We start from the raw sequence: 20744 nt of genomic DNA on the forward strand, positions 1-20744 counted from the left end.
CGGGGTTTGAGTTATTGCGTTGTTATCAACGGACAATGCGACTGGGCTGATGTCCCTTAGTGGACGGTACGCGAAGTAATGGTTGACCTTGGTTCAGCTCCCTTGGCGGTTCCTGGCATGTCCACAAGGGATACGGAAGCGCGTCGCGGCTTGCTCAAGGCCGTCGCCGCTCGCTCGAGGCCTGCGGTACCCTAACGCCATGCGTGCCGTACGCCTTCTGCTTAGCGGGCCGCGCTGATCAGTACCGACCCCGGTCCGAATCCGTGAGGTCGGCATCGGCGCGGCGTCCCCTCCTGTGCGAGGGGATTTTTCGTTTCCGCAGGCAGAGACGATCGATGGAGCTTTGAGGATCATGAGCGAGACGAACCCCGCTGCCGCCGCCGCCACGTCGGCGGAGGCCGCGCCGCACCGCTACACGGCCGCCATGGCAGCCGAGATCGAGGCACGCTGGCAGGACTTCTGGGACGCCGACGGCACCTACGCGGCGCCGAACCCCAAGGGCGATCTGGCGGGCGCCCCCGAGCTGGTGGCCAGGCCCAAGAAGTTCATCATGGACATGTTCCCGTACCCCTCCGGTGCGGGCCTGCACGTCGGCCACCCGCTGGGCTACATCGCCACCGACGTCTTCGCCCGGTTCCAGCGCATGACCGGCCACAACGTCCTGCACACCCTGGGCTTCGACGCCTTCGGCCTGCCCGCCGAGCAGTACGCCGTCCAGACCGGCACGCACCCGCGCGTGTCCACCGAGGCCAACATCGAGAACATGAAGGCCCAGCTGCGCCGGCTGGGCCTGGGCCACGACAAGCGCCGGTCCTTCGCCACGATCGACCCGGACTACTACAAGTGGACGCAGTGGATCTTCCTGCAGATCTTCAACTCCTGGTACGACACCGAGGCGCGGAAGGCCCGCCCGATCTCCGAGCTGATCGCCCAGTTCGAGAGCGGTGAGCGCGCCGTTCCGGGCACCACGCGCGCGTGGGGCGAGCTGAGCGCCGGCGAGCGCGCCGACGTCCTGGGGGAGTACCGCCTGGCCTACGCCTCCGACGCGCCGGTCAACTGGTGCCCCGGCCTGGGCACCGTGCTGGCCAACGAGGAGGTCACCGCCGAGGGCCGCTCCGAGCGCGGCAACTTCCCGGTCTTCAAGGCCAAGCTGCGCCAGTGGAACATGCGCATCACCGCCTACGCCGACCGGCTGCTGGAGGACCTGGAGGAGCTGGACTGGCCCGAGGCCATCAAGCTGCAGCAGCGCAACTGGATCGGCCGCAGCGAGGGCGCCCGCGTCGACTTCCCGATCGCCGGCGAGCACATCACGATCTTCACCACCCGCCAGGACACCCTGTTCGGCGCGACCTACATGGTGCTGGCACCCGAGCACCCGCTGGTCGAGAAGTTCACCCCCGAGGCCTGGCCCGAGGGCACGCACGAGGTGTGGACCGGCGGACACGCCACCCCGGGCGACGCCGTCGCCGCCTACCGCGCGCAGGCCGCCTCGAAGTCCGACGTGGAGCGCCAGGCCGAGGCGAAGGACAAGACCGGCGTCTTCACCGGAGCGTTCGCGACCAACCCGGTCAACGGTGAGCAGATCCCCGTCTTCATCGCCGACTACGTACTGATGGGCTACGGTACCGGCGCGATCATGGCCGTCCCGGCGCACGACACCCGGGACTTCGCCTTCGCGCGCGCCTTCGAGCTGCCGATCCGCTGCGTGGTCGAGCCGACCGACGACCGCGGTACCGACACCTCGGCGTGGGACGACGCGTTCGTGGCGTACGAGGCGAAGCTGGTCAACTCGGCGAGCGACGAGGTCTCCCTGGACGGCCTGGGCGTCGTCGAGGCCAAGGCCCGCATCACGGCGTGGCTGCAGGACAAGGGCATCGGCGAGGGCACCGTCAACTTCCGCCTGCGTGACTGGCTGTTCAGCCGCCAGCGCTACTGGGGCGAGCCCTTCCCGATCGTGTACGACGAGGACGGCGTCGCCCACCCGCTGCCCGAGTCGATGCTGCCGCTGGAGCTGCCCGAGGTCGAGGACTACAGCCCGCGCACCTTCGACGCGGACGACGCGAACACCCAGCCCGAGACCCCGCTGTCGCGCAACGCGGAGTGGGTCAACGTCACCCTGGACCTGGGCGACGGGCCGAAGAAGTACCGCCGCGAGACCAACACCATGCCCAACTGGGCGGGTTCGTGCTGGTACGAGTTCCGCTACCTGGACCCGCACAACGAGCGGCAGCTGGTCGACCCCGAGATCGAGCAGTACTGGATGGGCCCGCGTGAGGGCCGGCCGCACGGCGGTGTCGACCTGTACGTCGGCGGCGCCGAGCACGCCGTGCTGCACCTGCTGTACGCGCGCTTCTGGTCCAAGGTCCTGTACGACCTGGGCCACGTGTCCTCCGCCGAGCCGTTCCACAAGCTGTTCAACCAGGGCATGATCCAGGCCTACGTCTACCGCGACAGCCGTGGCATCGCGGTGCCCGCCGCCGAGGTGGAGGAGCGCGACGGCGCCTACTACTACCAGGGCGAGAAGGTCACCCGTCTGCTGGGCAAGATGGGCAAGTCCCTGAAGAACGCGGTCACCCCGGACGAGATCTGCGCCGAGTACGGCGCCGACACCCTGCGCCTGTACGAGATGGCCATGGGCCCGCTGGACGTGTCCCGTCCGTGGGACACGCGCGCGGTGGTCGGCCAGTTCCGGCTGCTGCAGCGGCTGTGGCGCAACATCGTCGACGAGAACACCGGCGAGGTCACCGTCACCGACGCCGCTCCCGGCGAGGAGACCCTGCGCGCCCTGCACAAGGCGATCGACGGCGTCCGCCAGGACCTGGAGGGCCTGCGCTTCAACACGGCCATCGCCAAGGTCACCGAGCTGAACAACCACCTGACCAAGGCCGGAACCGCGGTGCCGCGTTCCGTGGCCGAGCCGCTGGTGCTGATGGTCGCCCCGCTGGCCCCGCACATCGCCGAGGAGCTGTGGCGCAAGCTGGGCCGCACCGACTCGGTGGTCCACCAGGACTTCCCGGTCGCCGACCCGGACTACGTCGTGGACGAGGCCGTGACCTGCGTCGTGCAGATCAAGGGCAAGGTCAAGGCCCGCCTGGAGGTGCCGCCGACCATCTCCGAGGAGGAGCTGGAGAAGGTGGCGCTGGCCGACGACAAGGTCGTCGCCGCGCTGGGCGGCGCCGGCATCCGCAAGGTGATCGTGCGGGCACCGAAGCTGGTGAACATCGTTCCGGCGTGATGAGCGGGACCCCGGGACGACTGGGCGGTGCGGCGTGACCGGGCGTCGGCCGCGACCGGTATCGGGGTAGTCCCCTACGGGCAGGTTCGGGGTTTTTCCGGAACCCCGGGCCTGCCCGCTGCGTTTACCGTGGAAAGCGCAGCGGCGTGTGCCGCACCCGCCGGAGGAGGAGCGTCGTGGAAGCAGTGATCGCCGTGTTCGCCCTGCTCTTCCTGGTCTTCATCGGCCTGGGCGCGTACGCCACGGTCAAGGCGGTCGGCGCCGCCAAGCGCGGAGTGGACCGGACGATCGAGCAGGCCCGCCGCACGGTCGAGGACCACACCCTGCGCGCCAAGTCCTTCGTCCAGATCGGCCCGCCGGCCGAGATCGCACAGCTGCGCCTCGCGTTGCGCACCTCCATGCGCGCCACCCAGGACGCGCTGTGCGCGGGCGTGGCCGAGGACGAGTCGCTGAAGGAATCCCTCGGCCTCTTCGAGCGGCTCAGCGTGCACGGGCAGGAGCTGGACGCCGACCTCAGGCGCCTGGAGTCGGAGCCCGACCGGGCCGGGCTCGGCGCACGGCTGCCCGAGCTGCGCAGTCGCACCGAGCGCATCACCAAGTCCGCGGATTCGCTGCGCTGGGCCGTCCGCGACCGTGCGCGCCGCTTCGTGGAAGACGATCTGGGCGCGCTCAGCGAGCAGATAGACATCGAGGCCGGCGCCCTGCGCCACTGGACCCCGGCCGGACCGACGCCGGGGCAGCAATCCCGGCCCCGGGCGTCCCACCCCACCGAGGAGCAGGCGCCACAGGCGATCACCCCGCCGTCGCCGCGCCTCACCCACCCCTGGCAGAAGAAACCCCGCCCCGAGAACACCACCTGAGCCGGCCGCACCCGCCCGCACCCTGGGGGCCGGGCTGCCGCGCGAGCACTACGGCAGGTAACCTCCAGCTCATGTCCCGCCATGTCGCGATCGTCACCGATTCAACGGCCTACCTGCCGCCACGGACGATGGAGCGTCACGGCATCACCGCGGTACCCCTGACCGTGGTCCTCGGAGACCAGGCACTCGAAGAGGGCACCGAGATCTCCACCCGCTCGCTGGCCCAGGCCCTGCAGAAGAGGCGTGCCGTCACGACCTCGCGCCCGAGCCCCGAGGTGTTCGCGGAAACCTACCGTCGGGTCGCGGAGTCCGGCGCGAGCGGCATCGTTTCCCTGCATCTGTCCGCCGAGTTGTCCGGCACCTACGACGCGGCCGTCCTCGCGGCGCGCGAGGCACCGGTGCCGGTACGGGTGGTGGACACCGGGATGGTCGCGATGGCCCTCGGCTTCTGCGCGCTCGCCGCGGCCGGGGCCGCAGAGGCGGGCGGCACGGTGGACGAGGCCGTCACGGCGGCCGAGAAGCGGGCCGCGGGCACGTCCGCCTATTTCTACGTCGACACGCTCGACTACCTGCGCCGGGGCGGCCGCATCGGCGCCGCGCAGGCCCTGCTCGGCTCCGCGCTCGCCGTCAAACCCCTGTTGCAGCTGGACGGCGGCCGCATCGAGCTGCTCGAGAAGGTCCGTACGGCGTCCAAGGCGATCGCGCGCCTGGAGGAGATCGCCGCCGAGCGGGCGGGCGGCGCGGAGGTCGACATCGCCGTGCACCACCTCGCCGCCCCGGACCGTGCCGCCGCGCTCGCCGACCGGCTGCGGAAACGTGTGCCGGGCCTGGCCGACCTCCATGTCAGCGAGGTCGGCGCGGTGATCGGAGCACACACCGGTCCCGGACTGCTCGGAGCCGTGGTCTCACCCCGCTGACCCGTCACTCGGCTGCCCCGTCACTCGTGCGGGTGGTGGAGTTATCCACAACCGGTGGGTCTTCCCCGGGAATTGACCAAGATCATCGCGGAACGGCGGGATGTCCCATCCTCGTCGCATGGCACTTCGATCACGTTCCCGCACAGCCAATGCGACCAGCGGTCCCGGCCGTGGTCCCACCTCCGACGGCCGCACCCGGCACCGCCGCGGCCTCGACCACCGCCGCGCCCGCCACGGCCCGCCGGCACCGGCGGAGGAACTGCGCCGCCGAGCGGCATTCCTCTTCGGTGACCGAGCCGCACGGTGGCGGGAGTCGGGGAACGGACCGCCGGAGGGAGAGGCACCAGCCGGCCCGCCGACCGCACCGGCGGCGCAGAACGAAACGGCAACGGCGTCGGTCACGGGCCGGGCACCCTGGCTGGTCCGGGCGGGGACGGCGGCGCCCACGACCACGCCTGGCCCGATCACACCCTCGACGGCCGTCCCGGCCTGCACGCCGACGCCGACGGCGCTTTCCACACCGCCAGAGGGCACGGCCCGTGATCCACAACCAGCCGGTGCCGTAGCCCCCTTGGAGCTGCCCGAACCCGTCGGCCGCGAGTGGAGGGAGCGGGTCGGACCGGCACTTCGCGAGCGCATGCCGGTCTGGCTGCAGACGCGCTGTGGTGTGGAGAGGCGGGGAGTGGTGGCGCTGGCCGTGGTGCTGGTGGCCGCCGCCGTGTTCGCCGTACAGCACTTCTGGGCCGGACGGACCGAGTCCGTGAGCGCCCCTCAAGTGGTGCGCGCGCAGACGCCCTACGCCAGGAAGGAGGAGGACACGAAGGTCGGCGCGAGCGCGGGGGCCTTGCCGACGCCGGGCGGACAGATCGTCGTGGACGTCAGCGGCAAGGTCCGCGAGCCAGGAATCCGGCGGCTGCCGGCGGGCTCCCGGGTGGCCGACGCGCTGCGAGCGGCCGGCGGAGTCCGTCCGGGCGTGAGCACCGAGGGGCTCAACAGGGCCCGCTTCCTGGTCGACGGCGAACAGGTGGTCGTCGGCGCGCCGGCCGGGGCGCCGCCCCCACCCGCTCCGGCGGGCGGGCCGGCCGGAGCTCCGGCCGGCCCGGGCCCCACGGCGCCCGTCTCCCTCAACACGGCCACGGCGGACCAGCTCGACACGCTGCCCGGAGTCGGCCCGGTGCTCGCCCAGCACATCATCGACTACCGGACCCAGCACGGGGGTTTCCGCTCGGTGGACGAACTGCGCGAGGTCAACGGCATCGGCGACCGCCGCTTCAACGATCTGCGGAAGCTGGTACAGCCGTGAGCCGCCTGATCGACGGTGGGCCGCGACAGGCAGCAACCGGAGAGCGCGGGCCTTCCGGACGCGCAGACCGCCCGTCGGTCGGACCGGGTTCCGGAACGGCGGCAGACCGCGCGCCCGAGGCGACCGGGACCGCGCGCGGTGAGCGGGACGGCCCCCTGGACCTGCGCCTGGTGCCGCCCGCGCTCGGGGCCTGGGCCACGGCGGCCCTGACGCTGGACACGCCGGCGGGCTGGACGGCCGGGATCGTCGTCGCCTGCCTGGTGGGCGGGGTCGTGCTGGTGGCACCGAGGTTCGCACGGCCGGGACGGAGCAGGCAGGGGGTGCGGGCCGGGCGGGTGTTCGTGCGGTCCGCGTGGACCTGTGCGCCGATCGCCGCGGTGCTGCTCTGCGTTGCCGCGGCGGCCGCCTCTGCCGGACTGCACGGGGCGGACGTACGGCGCGGGCCGGTGCCCGAGCTGGCCCGGAGGTACGCGAGCGTGACCGCCGAGGTCGAGGTGAGAGGCGACCCGTGGCTGAGCCGGCCGAGAGTGCGCGGCGATCACGCGGCGCCGGTGGCGGTACTGGCCCGCGCGGAGGTTCGGCGCGTCGAAGAAGGCGACGGGACGAGCGTGCGGACGCGCAGCCCGGTGCTGCTCGTCATCGACGGGGACGTTCCGGCACCGCAACGGGGCACCGCGCGGATCGGCAGTCCGGAAGACAGGAGTGCGGCGGGGCCGGGGCCCGTCGCCCGGGACACGCGGGAAGCGCGGGACGCCTGGCTCGGCCTGTTGCCGTCGACGCGGCTGCGCGTGAGGGGGCGACTGGCACCCGCGCTGACGGGTGGGGACCGGACCGCGGCCGTGCTGCGGGTGCGCGGCCGGCCGGAGCCGCGGATCGTGGCCGGGCCCACCGGCCCCCAACGGCTCGCTGGACGGCTCAGGACCGGGCTGCGGGAGGCGACCGACGGTCTGCCGGCGGACGCGCGGGCGCTCCTGCCCGGGCTGGTCGTCGGGGACACCGCACGGATCACGCCCGAACTGGACGAGGCGTTCAAGGACACGGACCTGGCGCACACGCTGGCCGTGTCCGGCAGCAACCTCACCGTTCTGCTCGCGCTCCTCATCGGGCCACCCGGACTCGCCCAGCGGGCCGAGCGCCGTGGCCTGGCCCCGCGCCTGGGGCTCTCACTGCGGGCGAGCGCACTGCTCGCCGGAGTGCTCACGCTCGGATTCGTGGTCGTGTGCCGGCCCGACCCCAGTGTCCTGCGGGCGGCCGCCTGCGGTGCGGTCGCGCTGCTCGCCCTGGCCACCGGGCGCCGCAGATCCCTGGTCCCGGCCCTGGCCGCGGCCGTCCTGCTGCTGGTGCTCTACGACCCTTGGCTGGCCCGCAGTTACGGCTTCCTGCTCTCCGTGCTGGCGACCGGCGCTCTGCTGGTCCTGGCACCCGGCTGGAGTGAGGCGCTGCGGCGGCGCCGGGTGCCTCCGAGGCTCGCGGAGGCGCTGGCGGCGGCCGCCGCGGCCCAGGCCGTGTGCGCCCCGGTCACGGCAGTGCTGTCGGCGCGGGTGAGCCTGGTGGCGGTGCCGTGCAACCTGCTGGCCGAGGCCGCGGTGGCGCCGGCCACGGTGCTGGGGTTCGCCGCGCTCCTGACGGCGCCGGTGGCGATGGCTCCGGCCAAGGCGCTGTCCTGGTGCGCGAGTTGGCCGGCCGGATGGATCGCCGCGGTGGCCCGGACGGGGGCGGCACTGCCGGGCGCGGGAGTGGACTGGCCGGGGAGCTGGGCCGGGGCGCTGTTGCTCGCCGCGGTCACCGCGGTCGTCGTCGTGGTGGGCCGGCGGGTGTCCCGGCATCCGTGGTGGGCCGGGCTGCTCGGGGTGCTCGTCCTGCTGGCGGTGGTGCGGCCGGCGCCGCTGACCCGGGTGATCACGGGCTGGCCGCCGCCGGGCTGGCGGTACGCGATGTGCAATGTCGGGCAGGGTGACGCGACCGTACTGGCGGCGGGCGCGGGCGCGGGGGTGGTCATCGATGCCGGCCCCGATCCGGCACTGGTCGATCACTGCCTGCGACAACTGGGCATCACACGTGTCCCACTGCTCGTTCTGACCCACTTCCACGCCGACCATGTGGCGGGACTGCCCGGTGTGCTGCGGGGCCGTTCGGTGGCCGCGATCGAGACCACGGGCTTCGAGGAGCCCGCCGACCAGGCCGAGTTCGTCAGACGGGCGGCGGCAGCACGGCACATCCCGGTCACGCGGGCCGTGGCTGGAGAGGAACGGCGCACCGGACCGCTCTCCTGGCGCGTCCTGTGGCCCCCGCCGAGCACCCGGCCGCCCTGGGACACGCGGTCCCCGGCATGGCCGGGCCCGGTGCCGGAGCCGGACGGTCCGAACGACGCCAGCATCGCGATGCTGGTGCACTCGGCGGGGCTGCGGTTGCTGCTGCTGGGCGACCTCGAACCGCCGGCCCAGCAGGCGCTGGTCCGGTCGCCGGCCGCCGCGGAGCTGGCCGGTGTGGACGTGCTGAAGGTGGCCCATCACGGATCGGCCTATCAGGACCCGGACCTGATACGGCTCGCGGCTCCCCGGGTGGCGCTCATCTCGTGCGGGGCCGACAACCCGTACGGCCACCCGGCACCGGCCACCGTGGCCGCGCTGCGGGCGGGCGGGGCACTGGTGCTGCGCACCGATCGGGACGGAGATCTTGCGGTCGACGGCGCGGGAGGGCCGGGAGGCAAGGTGCGGGTGGCAAGAGACTGAGGCCCAAGTTTCGCTCAGACTGGGTGCATGAACTCAAGCCTGGTCGACGCCTATCTCCGCCGGATCGGGGCCGAGCGCCCGCAACGGCCCACCGGCCGGGCGCTCGGCGAACTGCATCTGCGCCATCTGCGGGCCGTTCCCTTCGAGAATCTGTCGATCCACCTCGGCGAGGAGATCGTGCTGGAGGAGGAGCGGCTGCTGGACAAGGTGATCGGACGCGGGCGGGGCGGCTTCTGCTACGAACTGAACGGCGCGTTCGGCGCGTTGCTCGCCGCTCTCGGCTATGAGGTCGAGCTGCTCGCGGCACGCGTGTACGGCGATGAGGGGCGGCCAGGCATTCCCTACGACCATCTCGCCCTGCGGGTGCGGACGGTGGAGGGGGACACCTGGCTTGCGGACGTCGGGTTCGGTGCGCACAGTCACTACCCGCTGAGGTACGGGGAGCGCGGTCAGCAGGCCGATCCCGGCGGAGCGTTCCGGGTGGTGGACGCCGGGCGTGACGCGGCCGGGGCGAGCGGCGGCGGGCCGGCCGACGCCGGGGACCTGGACGTCCTGAGGGACGGCGAACCGCAGTACCGGCTGGAGACACGGTCCCGAGTGCTCGGGGACTTCGCGGCCGGCGCCTGGTGGCACAGCACCTCGCCGCTGTCGCACTTCACCCGGTCGCTGGTCTGCTCACGGATCACCGAGGACGGCGGGCGGGTCACGCTCAGTGGACGGGTACTGAAGATCACGGACGGTGAAGGGAGGCACACGACACGGGAGTTGGAGACGGACGAGGCGGTGCTGACGGCGTACCGGGAGCGGTTCGGGGTCGAGCTGGGCTGTGTGCCGTCGGTGCGAATCCGGAACCGCGGCGAGTAACTCCGGCCGGTTCCCGCGATTGCTGGATTCAGTCGTCGGGCCGAGCATCCGGGTCGGGTCGACCTCGACGTACAGGTCGTGCCCAGGGGCTGACCGGCTCTGGTGCCCACGGTCCGAACGGCTCCCGCTCAGGGCCTGCCTGGCTCGTGCTCAAGGACCGGCCGGCTCTTCGGTATCCGGGGCCCGACCCGCCCGCTCGCGCCCACTGCCTGGCGCGCTCGGCGTTCGGCTCCGGGCCCGTCGCCCCCCACGCCCGGCTGCCCGGGCCCAGGCCCGGCCTGTGCGTGCCGGGCGGGCCGGCCCGGCGGTTCGGTGCTCTCGCGGTGCCGGAGAATGAGGCCGTGAGTGACGTGAGACATGTGCTGGTGCTGCCCGACCGGGATGCCGCCGAGGAGGCGGCCGAGGCACTCGGGGAGCGGTTCGGGCTGGACGAGGAGCCGCGGCTCGTCCGGGACGCGCTGGCCGGCGAGGACGACGCCGAGGACGCCCAGTGGCTCGTGGTCCTGCGGGACGAGGACGAGCGGCTGGACCCGGCGCAGCTGGACGAGTTCGCCGCACAGTGGGACGGCTGGCGCGAGGAGCCGTGACCCCGAGGCGGACTCCGGGGCCGTTCGGGGACCGCTCAGGGTGCGCGGGGCCACTCGTTGTCGGTGCCGCGTGGGATGCTTGAGGCGATGGCCAGGAAGACTGCGAATGACGACCCTCTCGCCCCGGTGACGCTCGCCGTGGGCCAGGAGGACCTCCTGCTCGACCGCGCCGTGCGGGAGGTGGTGGCCGCCGCCAGGGCTGCCGACGCCGACACGGACGTACGCGACCTCACCCCGGACCAGTTGCAGCCCGGCACGCTCGCCGAGCTCACCAGTCCCTCACTCTTCGCCGAGCGGAAGGTCGTGGTCGTACGCAACGCGCAGGACCTGTCCGCCGACACGGTCAAGGACGTGAAGGCGTATCTCGGGGCGCCGGCCGAGGAGATCACGCTCGTGCTGCTGCACGCGGGCGGGGCCAAGGGCAAGGGCCTGCTGGATGCCGCCCGCAAGGCGGGAGCGCGGGAGGTGGCCTGCCCGAAGATGACCAAGCCGGCGGACCGGCTGGCCTTCGTGCGGGGCGAGTTCCGCTCGTTCGGGCGGTCGGGCACGCCCGAGGCGTGCCAGGCGCTCTGCGACGCCATCGGCAGCGATCTGCGGGAGCTGGCCTCGGCCGTCTCCCAGCTGGTCGCCGACGTGGAGGGGACGATCGACGAGGCGGTCGTCGGGCGGTACTACACCGGCCGGGCCGAGGCCTCCAGCTTCACGGTCGCCGACCGGGCCGTGGAGGGGCGTACGGCGGAGGCGCTGGAGGCGCTGAGATGGTCGCTGGCGACGGGAGTGGCGCCCGTGATGATCACCAGCGCGCTGGCTCAGGGTGTGCGGGCCATCGGGAAGCTGTCCTCCGCGCGCGGCGGGCGGCCGGCGGATCTGGCGCGGGAGCTGGGGATGCCGCCGTGGAAGATCGACCGGGTGCGGCAGCAGATGCGGGGATGGACGCCGGACGGGGTCGCGGCGGCGATGAGGGCGGTCGCCGAGGCCGACGCCGGAGTGAAGGGGGGCGGGGACGACCCCGAGTACGCCTTGGAGAAGGCCGTCGTGACGATCGCCAGGGCGGCGCGGTCGAGAGGCCGGGGCTGACCCACCGCCGGCGCGGCCCGGGGCACCTCCGGCCGCCCGGGAGCAGGCAGGCGCGGAGAAGCTGAGGTCTCGGAGAACCTCAGGTGTCAGTGCCAGCCGACAGCGCCGACCTGGTTGCAGGCGGCGGACAGCGGTCATGCCGTGGCCCTGCACCACGTCACAGTGAAACGCCAGGGCTGGGCCTCGGCGGTCTCGGCCGGGCTTGGGGCCCGGGGCATGCCGAAGGCCCCGTAGTCCGCCCTGGGGAAGGGAGGATGCCGGGGCCTTCGGATCAAGCTGATGGATTCGCACCCGCGTGGCGAACGCAGGCCGCGTGCGAATCCGGGCTGCCGGTCGGGAGCGGATGAGAGAGGGCCCGCTCTGGGTCCTTCCGGCGGTCAGATCACAAAGGGGGTTCAGTCCTTGAGGGTCGCGACCTTGGAAGCAAGCGCCGACTTCTTGTTGGCGGCCTGGTTCTTGTGGATGACGCCCTTGGAGACGGCCTTGTCGAGCGCACGCGCGGCAGCGCGCTGCAGCTCGGTGGCCTTCTCGACGTCACCCGCGGCAGCGGCCTCACGGGCCTTGCGGATCGCGGTCTTCAGGGAGGACTTGACGGCCTTGTTGCGCAGCCGGGCCTTCTCGTTGGTCTTGATCCGCTTGATCTGGGACTTGATGTTCGCCACGAAGGAGCCTTTTCAGGTTCAGGTGCCGGCCCGGGAAAGGTCCCGTACCGGTGATCCAAAATTTCTCTGACGCGCCTCGCGCTGAGAGGGCATGAGGCACAGCCATCTACAGTACCAGTGGCCCTGCGAGCGGCCCAAAACGGTCCCCGGTCCCTCCGCGTGGGACCATGGAGACTACGTATCGATCCGACCCGAGGCATAAGGCGCCTCAAGAGACAGGACCCTGCGTGCCCGCGACCCCTAACCATGTGCCCGAGCCGAGCCGTACCGCCCCGGCTCTGATCCGCAATTTCTGCATCATCGCGCACATCGACCACGGCAAGTCCACGCTCGCCGACCGGATGCTCCAGCTGACCGGTGTGGTCGAGCAGCGGCAGATGCGTGCTCAGTACCTCGACCGGATGGACATCGAGCGCGAGCGCGGCATCACGATCAAGTCCCAGGCGGTGCGTCTGCCCTGGGCCCCCACCGAGGGCCCCGACCAGGGCACGACCCACATCCTCAACATGATCGACACCCCGGGGCACGTCGACTTCACCTACGAGGTCTCGCGGTCGCTCGCCGCCTGTGAGGGGACCATCCTCCTCGTCGACGCCGCCCAGGGCATCGAGGCGCAGACCCTCGCCAATCTCTACCTGGCGATGGAGAACGACCTCACGATCATCCCCGTGCTGAACAAGATCGACCTGCCGGCCGCCCAGCCGGAGAAGTTCGCCGAGGAGCTGGCGAACCTGGTCGGCTGCGACCCGGACGACGTCCTCAAGGTCTCCGCCAAGACCGGTCTGGGCGTGGACGCGCTCCTGAACAAGGTCGTCAAGGAGATCCCGGCCCCGGTCGGTGTCGCCGACGCGCCCGCCCGCGCGATGATCTTCGACTCGGTCTACGACTCCTACCGCGGTGTCGTGACGTACGTCCGTGTCATCGACGGCCAGCTCAACAAGCGCGAGCGCATCAGGATGATGTCCACCGGCGCCACGCACGAGCTGCTGGAGATCGGCGTCAACTCGCCCGAGATGCTGCCGGCCGACGGCCTCGGCGTCGGCGAGGTGGGTTACCTGATCACCGGTGTGAAGGACGTCCGGCAGTCCAAGGTCGGTGACACCGTCACCAGCCAGAGCAAGGGCGCCACCGAGGCCCTCGGCGGCTACAAGGACCCGAAGCCGATGGTCTTCTCGGGTCTGTATCCGCTGGACGGCTCGGACTACCCGGAGCTGCGCGAGGCCCTGGACAAGCTGCAGCTCAACGACGCCGCGCTGGTCTACGAGCCGGAGACCTCCGCCGCCCTCGGCTTCGGCTTCCGAGTCGGCTTCCTCGGCCTGCTGCACCTGGACGTGATCCGGGAGCGGCTGGAACGCGAGTTCGGCCTCGACCTGATCGCCACCGCCCCCAACGTGGTCTACCGCGTGATCATGGAGGACGGCAGCGAGGCCACGGTCACCAACCCGAGCGAGTTCCCCGAGGGGAAGATCGACGAGGTCTTCGAGCCGGTTGTGCGGGCGACGATCCTCGCGCCCACCGAGTTCATCGGCGCGATCATGGAGCTGTGCCAGACCCGGCGCGGCACCCTGCTCGGCATGGACTACCTCTCCGAGGACCGGGTCGAGATCCGCTACACGCTGCCGCTCGCGGAGATCGTCTTCGACTTCTTCGACCAGCTGAAGTCCAAGACCCGCGGTTACGCCTCCCTGGACTACGAGCCCACGGGCGAGCAGAGCAGCTCCCTCGTCAAGGTCGACATCCTGCTGCACGGCGACAAGGTCGACGCCTTCTCGGCGATCACCCACAAGGACCAGGCGTACGCCTACGGCGTGCGGCTCGTCGCCAAGCTCAAGGAGCTGATCCCGCGGCAGAACTTCGAGGTGCCGGTGCAGGCCGCCATCGGCTCCCGGGTCATCGCCCGCGAGACCATCCGCGCCATCCGCAAGGACGTCCTCGCCAAGTGCTACGGCGGTGACATCTCCCGTAAGCGCAAACTGCTGGAGAAGCAGAAGGAAGGCAAGAAGCGGATGAAGATGGTGGGTTCCGTGGAGGTTCCGCAGGAAGCCTTCATCGCCGTCCTGTCCAGTGATGACAGCGCGGGGTCGGCCAAGGGCAAGAAGTAACCAGCGGTAACAAAGGGTTACGTCCGTAAACCGGACACACGGGGGCCTGTCATGCGAAAGCGTGGTGGGCCCCTACGCGTGCGTAACGTCGCTCTGCGTGGAAAGTGACAGGCCGATGCCCCTTACGCAGCGGCCGGTCGCGGCTTACTCTGATCCCTGCTCGATAGTTACTCGCGAGTTAAACAACAGCACGAACCCCCACCGTGAGTTAACCCAGCCGCACCGAGTCAGCCGCACCGTCGCGGGCCCCCGGAGGATGTCGTGAGCGACACACAGACCCTGATCGAGAACCGTCCGCCGTCCGTGGCGGCCCTCTTCCTGGAGCGCGTGGCGGCCACACCGGACGCCGAGGCCTACCGCTATCCGGTCGCGCCCGCGTCCGGCCAGGGCCCCGACGACTGGAAGTCGCTCAGCTGGGCGCAGGCGGCGGAGCGGGTGTACGCGATCGCGGCCGGCCTCGTCGAGCTGGGCGTGCAGCCCGAGCAGCGGGTGGCGCTCGCCTCCTCGACCCGCGTCGAATGGCTCCTCGCCGACCTGGGCATCATGTGCGCCGGCGGCGCGACGACCACCATCTACCCGCAGACCAACGCGGACGAGTCGGCCTTCATCCTCTCCGACTCCGAGAGCCGGGTGCTGATCGCCGAGGACGCGGCGCAGGTCGCCAAGGCGGTCGAGAAGCGTGCCGAACTTCCCGACCTGACCAAGGTCGTCGTCATCGACCCGGCCGGCGTGGAGACGAACGACTGGGTGACCACCCTCGCCGAGCTGGAGCTGCGCGGCGCCGCCTTCCTGGAGAAGCAACCCGAGCTGATCAAGGAGCGGGTCGGCGCGATCACCCGGGAGCAGCTCGCCACCCTCATCTACACCTCGGGCACCACCGGCCGTCCCAAGGGCGTGCGGCTGCCGCACGACAACTGGTCGTACATGGCGAAGGCGATCGCCTCGACCGGCCTGGTCACCATGGACGACGTGCAGTACCTGTGGCTGCCGCTCGCGCACGTCTTCGGCAAGGTGCTCACCTCCGGCCAGATCGAGGTCGGGCACGTCACCGCCGTCGACGGCCGCGTCGACAAGATCATCGAGAACCTTCCGGTGGTGCAGCCGACGTACATGGCGGCCGTGCCGCGCATCTTCGAGAAGGTCTACAACGGCGTCGCCGCCAAGGCCCGCGAGGGCGGCCCGGCCAAGTACAAGATCTTCCAGTGGGCCGCCGAGGTCGCCCGCGAGTACGCCAAGGTCACCCAGGACAACTTCCGCCGCACCGGCACCGCCTCGGTGCCGTTCGGGCTCGCCGCCAAGCACAAGGTCGCCGACACCCTCGTCTACGGCAAGCTCCGCGAGGCCTTCGGCGGCCGGCTGCGGGCCTGCGTCTCCGGCGCCTCCGCGCTCGCGCCCGAGATCGGCTACTTCTTCGCCGGCGCCGGCATCCACATCCTGGAGGGCTACGGCCTCACCGAGTCCTCCGCGGCCTCCTTCGTCAACCCCGGCGAGGCCTACCGCACCGGCACGGTCGGCAAGCCGCTGCCCGGCACGGAGGTGCGCATCGCCGACGACGGCGAGATCCTGCTGCGCGGCCCCGGCATCATGGAGGGCTACCACGGGCTGCCCGAGAAGACCGCCGAGGTGCTGGAGTCCGACGGCTGGTTCCACACCGGCGACATCGGCGAGCTGTCGCCCGACGGCTATCTGCGCATCACCGACCGCAAGAAGGACCTGATCAAGACCTCCGGCGGCAAGTACGTCGCCCCGGCCGAGGTCGAGGGCCAGTTCAAGGCGGTGTGCCCGTACGTCTCCAACATCCTCGTGCACGGCGCCGACCGGAACTACTGCACCGCCCTCATCGCCCTCGACGAGATCACGCTCCTGGACTGGGCGAAGGAGAACGGGCTGGAGGGCAGGTCGTACGCGGAGATCGTCGCCGCGCCGCAGACGGTCGAGATGGTCGACGGGTACGTCCAGCAGCTCAACACCGGGCTCCAGAAGTGGCAGACCATCAAAAAGTTCCGGCTGCTGCCGCGGGACCTCGACGTGGAGCACGGGGAGATCACGCCGAGCCTGAAGCTGAAGCGGCCTGTGGTGGAGCGGGAGTACAAGCACCTCATCGACGAGATGTACGCCGGGACGCGGGAGGCGTAGCGCCGCTCGGAGGGGCGGCCGGGGGCTGACGGCGACTGCGGCTGGTACGTGGTTGCTCGCGCAGTTCCCCGCGCCCCTTGACGGAGTTTGCGCTCGCCTGCGCTCAAAAGGCGCCCTCTTCTGTCCATTTCGATGACTCAGCGCTTATGTACGCCCTCGGTCTGTCACCCTGGGCCGCATGGACATGGCGGCCATACCGACGCAGCGGGAGAGTGAGCCCCGGGCCAGGGAGGTGCGGGGGCGGGCCACGCTGCCCGGAAGCCCTCTCGCGCCCGGCTCGGCCCGTGCGCTGGTGCGGGCCGTGCTGGCCGAGGCCACGGAGGTGACGGCCCGGCTCGTCGAAGACGCCCTGGCCGTCGTCAGCGAGCTGGTCACCAACGCCGTCGTGCACGCCGGTACGGATGTGCAGGTCGACTGGCGGCTGGAGGAGAGCGGCGCGTTCGTCGTGGAGGTGGGCGACCGGCACCCCTCGCGCGCCCCGCGCGATCCCCTCGGCGGCGAGGGGCCGTACGACACCCCCGAGTACGGGCGTGGCCTGCGTCTGGTCACCACGCTCGCGGAGTCCTGGGGCGTCACCTACCGCGCGGGCGCCAAGACGGTCTGGGCGCGGCTTCCCCCGGGCGGCGTCGAGGACCCGGACACCCCCGCACCGGAGGCGGCCCTGGAGGTCGCCGAGGATCTGGCGCCGCAGCCGCACCGCGGCGACGGCGACCCGGACTGGCTCGGCCGGGGGGCGCTGTCCTTCCTCGCCGAGGCCTCCGACCTGCTCGCCGGCCAGCTGGACGAGAACCTGGTCACCGCCCTGACCGGCCAGCTCCTCGTGCCCCGGCTCGCCGACTGGTGCGCGGTGTGGCTGGAGGACGAGGCCAGCCTGCGCGGCGGCGCCGCCGACGGCCCCGACCGGGTCTGGCACTCCAGCGAGAACCGCATCGAGGAACTGCGCTGCGCCCTGGAGAAGGAGCCGCCCTGCCCCGGCGAGGGGCTGCGCTCCGGCCCCGAGCCGTACCCGTGGCCCGGCCACGCCCTCGGCCCGCACGGCGCCGAGGGCACGGCGCTGGCGTACCGGCTGATCGCGGGCGGCCGGCCGCTCGGCACGCTGGTCATCGGCCGCTGCGGGCTGCACGGCTTCCCCGACGAGGTCACCGGGCTCGTGGAGGACCTTGGACGCCGGGTGGCCCTCGCCATCGGTGCGGCCCGCCAGTACGCCCGCCAGGTCACCATCAGCGCCGTGCTCCAGCGCGGTCTGCTGCCCGGCGCGGTCGCCGAGATCCCGGGTGTGAGCAGCGCGCTCGTCTACGAACCCTGTGACAAGGGCGGCCCCAGCGGCGACTTCTACGACCTGTTCCCGGCGGGCGACGGCCGCTGGTGCTTCGCGGTGGGTGATGTCCAGGGCAAGGGCCCGGAGGCGGCGGTCGTGATCGGCCTGGCCCGTCCCTGGCTGCGTCTTCTCGCCCGCGAGGGCTACCGCGTCGCCGACGTCCTCGACCGCCTCAACCAGCTCCTCCTGGACGACGCCACCGAGGCCGCCGACGCCGCCGCCCGCGCACTCGTCGCCGCGGGCGGGCGGCCCGTGGCCGGCGGGGACGGCCCGCAGACCCGCTTCCTGTCCCTCCTCTACGGCGAGCTGACCCCCTACGACGGCGGGGTCCGCTGCACCCTGGCCTCCGCCGGCCACCCGCTCCCGCTCGTCCTGAGCCCCGACGGCACCGTGCGCACCGCCGCCGGCCCGCAGACCCTGCTCGGCGTGGTCGAGGACGAGACCTACACCAGCGAGACCCTCGATCTCCGGCCCGGCGACAGCCTGCTGTGCGTCACGGACGGGGTGACCGAGCGGCGCTCCGGCTCCCGCCAGTTCGACGACGGCGACGGGCTCGCGCTCGCCCTGTCCGGCTGCGCCGGGCTCGGCGCCGAGATGATCGCGGAAAGGATCCGCCGCCTGGTGGACGACTTCGGCGAGGGCCCGCTCGAGGACGATCTCGCCCTGCTGGTGCTCCAGGCCGGGTGACCGCCGGCGTACGGGACAATGGAGTACATGCCCTCCGCACTCCCCGACGGCGAGCCCGTCCCCGCCGACGGCGCCCTGCCCGCGCCCGCGCTCGCCGGGGCGGCCGACCGCCCGCTCGGCTTCTACCTGCACGTCCCGTACTGCGCGACCCGCTGCGGCTACTGCGACTTCAACACCTACACCGCGACCGAGCTGCGCGGCACGGGCGGCGTGCTGGCGTCCCGCGACAACTACGCGGACACGCTGACCGACGAGATCCGGCTCGCCCGCAAGGTGCTCGGCGACGACCCGCGCGAGGTCCGCACGGTGTTCGTCGGCGGCGGCACGCCCACGCTGCTGGCCGCCGACGATCTCGTACGGATGCTGGCGGCCGTCCGCGACGAGTTCGGTCTGGCCCCGGACGCGGAGATCACGACGGAGGCGAACCCGGAGTCGGTGGACCCGGCGTACCTCGCCACGCTCCGGGAGGGCGGCTTCAACCGGATCTCCTTCGGCATGCAGAGCGCGAGGCAGCATGTGCTGAGGATCCTCGACCGCACCCACACTCCCGGCCGCCCCGAGGCCTGCGTCGCGGAGGCGAAGGCAGCGGGCTTCGAGCACGTGAACCTCGACCTGATCTACGGCACCCCGGGGGAGAGCGACGACGACTGGCGGGCGTCCCTGGAGGCCGCTCTGCGCGCGGGCCCGGACCACATCAGCGCCTACGCGCTCATCGTCGAGGAGGGCACGCAGCTGGCGCGCCGCATCCGCCGGGGCGAGGTCCCGATGACCGACGACGACGTCCACGCCGATCGCTACTTGATCGCCGAGGAGACGCTGTCCGCGGCGGGCTTCGACTGGTACGAGGTGTCCAACTGGGCCACCTCCGAGGCGGGCCGCTGCCTGCACAACGAGCTGTACTGGCGCGGCGCCGACTGGTGGGGCGCGGGCCCGGGAGCGCACTCGCACGTGGGCGGGGTGCGCTGGTGGAACGTCAAGCACCCGGGGGCGTACGCGGCGGCCCTCGCCTCCGGCCGGTCGCCGGGGGCGGGGCGGGAACTGCTCTCGGACGAGGACCGGCGCGTGGAGCGCATCCTGCTGGAACTGAGGCTGCGGGAGGGGGTGCCGCTGTCGCTGCTGAAGCAGGAGGGGCTCGCTGCTTCCCGGAAGGCGCTGGGGGAGGGGCTCCTCCAGGACGGCCCGTACGCGGAGGGGCGGGCCGTGCTGACCCTGCGCGGGCGGTTGCTGGCGGATGCGGTGGTGCGGGACCTGGTGGACTGATCACTTCGGCGGGTGGCCCCCCCCGGAACGCCGGTTCGGTCCCTGACCTGGTTCGCAGGCTGCCACTGCATTGCGCGGTGGCAGAGACCGGAGGGCTGCGGAGATGACCGCTGCGGGCGATGGACCGATGACCACCGGCATGGTGAAGACCACCGAGTTCGGAACGTTCCCCGACGTCAGGCCCCACCACTGCCCGTGACGAAGTCGATCAGCTCCTCCACTCTCCCCAGCAGCTGCGGCTCCAGGTCCCTGTAGGACCCCACCCGCTTCAGGATCGCCTGCCACACCGCCCCGGTGTTCTCCGACGGCCAGCCCAGCGCCCGGCACACCCCCGTCTTCCAGTCCTGCCCGTGCGGTACGCGCGGCCACGCCTCGATGCCCACCGCGGCCGGCTTCACCGCCTCCCAGATGTCGATGTACGGGTGGCCCACCACCAGTGCGTGCTCGCTGGTCACCGACTCCGCGATCCGCCACTCCTTCGTGCCCGGCACCAGGTGGTCCACCAGGACGCCCAGGCGCGCGTCCGGGCCGGGAGCGAAGTCGGCCACGATCGCCGGCAGGTCGTCCACGCCCTCCAGGTACTCCACGACCACGCCCTCGATGCGCAGGTCGTCGCCCCACACCTTCTCGACCAGCTCGGCGTCGTGCCGGCCCTCGACGTAGATGCGGCCGGCGCGGGCCACGCGCGCGCGTGCGCCGGGGACGGCGACCGAACCGGAGGCCGTACGGGTGGGGCGTGGCGGAGCCGAGGACGACGGCCGCACGAGCGTCACCACCCGCCCCTCCAGCAGGAAGCCCCGCGGCTCCAGCGGGAACACCCGGTGCTTGCCGAAGCGGTCCTCCAGGGTCACCGTGCCCGCCTCGCAGCGGATCACCGCCCCGCAGAACCCGGTGCCGGACTCCTCCACCACCAGTCCCGGCTCCGCCGGTACCTCCGGCACGGCCTTGGGCTTCTTCCACGGCGGGGTCAGGTCGGCGGAGTACTGGCGCATTCGGATGACGAT

The 20744-nt window shown here is 72.0% G+C and carries 14 protein-coding genes; 12 read left to right on the forward strand and 2 right to left on the reverse strand.

Annotated elements, in window-relative coordinates:
* The first annotated feature begins 352 nt into the window (after nucleotides 1-352).
* The 8 genes from leuS (at nucleotide 353) to holA (ending at nucleotide 11575) form a co-directional block, all read left to right on the forward strand.
* Nucleotides 353-3235, forward strand: coding sequence for a leucine--tRNA ligase (leuS, locus tag AB0L59_RS02535; protein ID WP_365578373.1), 2883 nt, complete (start codon nucleotides 353-355; stop codon nucleotides 3233-3235).
* A gap of 176 nt (nucleotides 3236-3411) precedes the next feature.
* The gene (locus AB0L59_RS02540; protein ID WP_365578375.1) at nucleotides 3412-4095 is read left to right on the forward strand and encodes a hypothetical protein; all 684 of its coding nucleotides are present in this window, start codon (nucleotides 3412-3414) and stop codon (nucleotides 4093-4095) included.
* A gap of 71 nt (nucleotides 4096-4166) precedes the next feature.
* Nucleotides 4167-5012, forward strand: a complete 846-nt coding sequence (locus AB0L59_RS02545) for a DegV family protein (RefSeq protein WP_365578377.1) — start codon at nucleotides 4167-4169, stop codon at nucleotides 5010-5012.
* A gap of 118 nt (nucleotides 5013-5130) precedes the next feature.
* Nucleotides 5131-6315 (forward strand): ComEA family DNA-binding protein, encoded by a 1185-nt coding sequence (locus AB0L59_RS02550; RefSeq protein ID WP_365578379.1) that lies wholly within the window; start codon nucleotides 5131-5133, stop codon nucleotides 6313-6315.
* Between the two features lie 170 nt (nucleotides 6316-6485).
* A complete protein-coding gene (locus AB0L59_RS02555) occupies nucleotides 6486-9047 on the forward strand; it encodes a ComEC/Rec2 family competence protein (RefSeq protein WP_365578381.1) in 2562 nt (853 codons plus the stop codon).
* A 27-nt stretch (nucleotides 9048-9074) separates the two neighbouring features.
* Nucleotides 9075-9911, forward strand: a complete 837-nt coding sequence (locus AB0L59_RS02560; protein WP_365578383.1) for an arylamine N-acetyltransferase — start codon at nucleotides 9075-9077, stop codon at nucleotides 9909-9911.
* 341 nt (nucleotides 9912-10252) lie between these two features.
* Complete coding sequence (locus AB0L59_RS02565) at nucleotides 10253-10498, forward strand: hypothetical protein (protein WP_365578385.1); 246 nt, start codon at nucleotides 10253-10255, stop codon at nucleotides 10496-10498.
* An 87-nt stretch (nucleotides 10499-10585) separates the two neighbouring features.
* A complete protein-coding gene (gene holA / locus AB0L59_RS02570; protein WP_365578387.1) occupies nucleotides 10586-11575 on the forward strand; it encodes a DNA polymerase III subunit delta in 990 nt (329 codons plus the stop codon).
* A gap of 395 nt (nucleotides 11576-11970) precedes the next feature.
* Here the strand turns inward: holA and rpsT are convergent, their stop codons facing one another.
* Nucleotides 11971-12237 (reverse strand): 30S ribosomal protein S20, encoded by a 267-nt coding sequence (gene rpsT, locus AB0L59_RS02575; RefSeq protein ID WP_365578389.1) that lies wholly within the window; start codon nucleotides 12235-12237, stop codon nucleotides 11971-11973.
* A 227-nt stretch (nucleotides 12238-12464) separates the two neighbouring features.
* On the opposite strand from rpsT, the gene lepA reads away from it, so the two are divergent.
* The 4 genes from lepA to hemW all read left to right on the forward strand — a co-directional run bounded on the left by lepA (nucleotide 12465) and on the right by hemW (nucleotide 19740).
* Nucleotides 12465-14339: a translation elongation factor 4 gene (gene lepA / locus AB0L59_RS02580; RefSeq protein WP_365578391.1), complete on the forward strand. Its 1875-nt coding sequence runs from the start codon at nucleotides 12465-12467 to the stop codon at nucleotides 14337-14339.
* Between the two features lie 261 nt (nucleotides 14340-14600).
* Nucleotides 14601-16475 (forward strand): AMP-dependent synthetase/ligase, encoded by a 1875-nt coding sequence (locus AB0L59_RS02585; protein WP_365578393.1) that lies wholly within the window; start codon nucleotides 14601-14603, stop codon nucleotides 16473-16475.
* Nucleotides 16476-16659: 184 nt separating this feature from the next.
* Nucleotides 16660-18480 carry a SpoIIE family protein phosphatase gene (locus tag AB0L59_RS02590; RefSeq protein ID WP_365579477.1) on the forward strand — a complete coding sequence of 607 codons (1821 nt, stop codon included), beginning with the start codon at nucleotides 16660-16662 and terminating at the stop codon, nucleotides 18478-18480.
* A gap of 27 nt (nucleotides 18481-18507) precedes the next feature.
* Nucleotides 18508-19740: a radical SAM family heme chaperone HemW gene (gene hemW / locus AB0L59_RS02595; protein ID WP_365578395.1), complete on the forward strand. Its 1233-nt coding sequence runs from the start codon at nucleotides 18508-18510 to the stop codon at nucleotides 19738-19740.
* A 176-nt stretch (nucleotides 19741-19916) separates the two neighbouring features.
* On the opposite strand, the gene AB0L59_RS02600 is transcribed toward hemW, so the two are convergent.
* Nucleotides 19917-20732 (reverse strand): DUF3097 domain-containing protein, encoded by an 816-nt coding sequence (locus tag AB0L59_RS02600; RefSeq protein ID WP_365578397.1) that lies wholly within the window; start codon nucleotides 20730-20732, stop codon nucleotides 19917-19919.
* Nucleotides 20733-20744 lie beyond the last annotated feature (12 nt).

Origin of the sequence: Streptomyces sp. NPDC052109, assembly GCF_040680195.1 — a bacterium.
Classification (GTDB): domain Bacteria; phylum Actinomycetota; class Actinomycetes; order Streptomycetales; family Streptomycetaceae; genus Streptomyces.

Bases quoted from the DNA above. Each gene is read 5' to 3' on its own strand.
- AB0L59_RS02590 (WP_365579477.1), top strand. From the start codon at position 16,660: ATGGCGGCCATACCGACGCAGCGGGAGAGTGAGCCCCGGGCCAGGGAG.
- AB0L59_RS02600 (WP_365578397.1), bottom strand. From the start codon at position 20,732: ATGCGCCAGTACTCCGCCGACCTGACCCCGCCGTGGAAGAAGCCCAAG.
- AB0L59_RS02550 (WP_365578379.1), top strand. From the start codon at position 5,131: ATGGCACTTCGATCACGTTCCCGCACAGCCAATGCGACCAGCGGTCCC.
- AB0L59_RS02560 (WP_365578383.1), top strand. From the start codon at position 9,075: ATGAACTCAAGCCTGGTCGACGCCTATCTCCGCCGGATCGGGGCCGAG.
- holA (WP_365578387.1), top strand. From the start codon at position 10,586: ATGGCCAGGAAGACTGCGAATGACGACCCTCTCGCCCCGGTGACGCTC.
- hemW (WP_365578395.1), top strand. From the start codon at position 18,508: ATGCCCTCCGCACTCCCCGACGGCGAGCCCGTCCCCGCCGACGGCGCC.
- leuS (WP_365578373.1), top strand. From the start codon at position 353: ATGAGCGAGACGAACCCCGCTGCCGCCGCCGCCACGTCGGCGGAGGCC.
- AB0L59_RS02545 (WP_365578377.1), top strand. From the start codon at position 4,167: ATGTCCCGCCATGTCGCGATCGTCACCGATTCAACGGCCTACCTGCCG.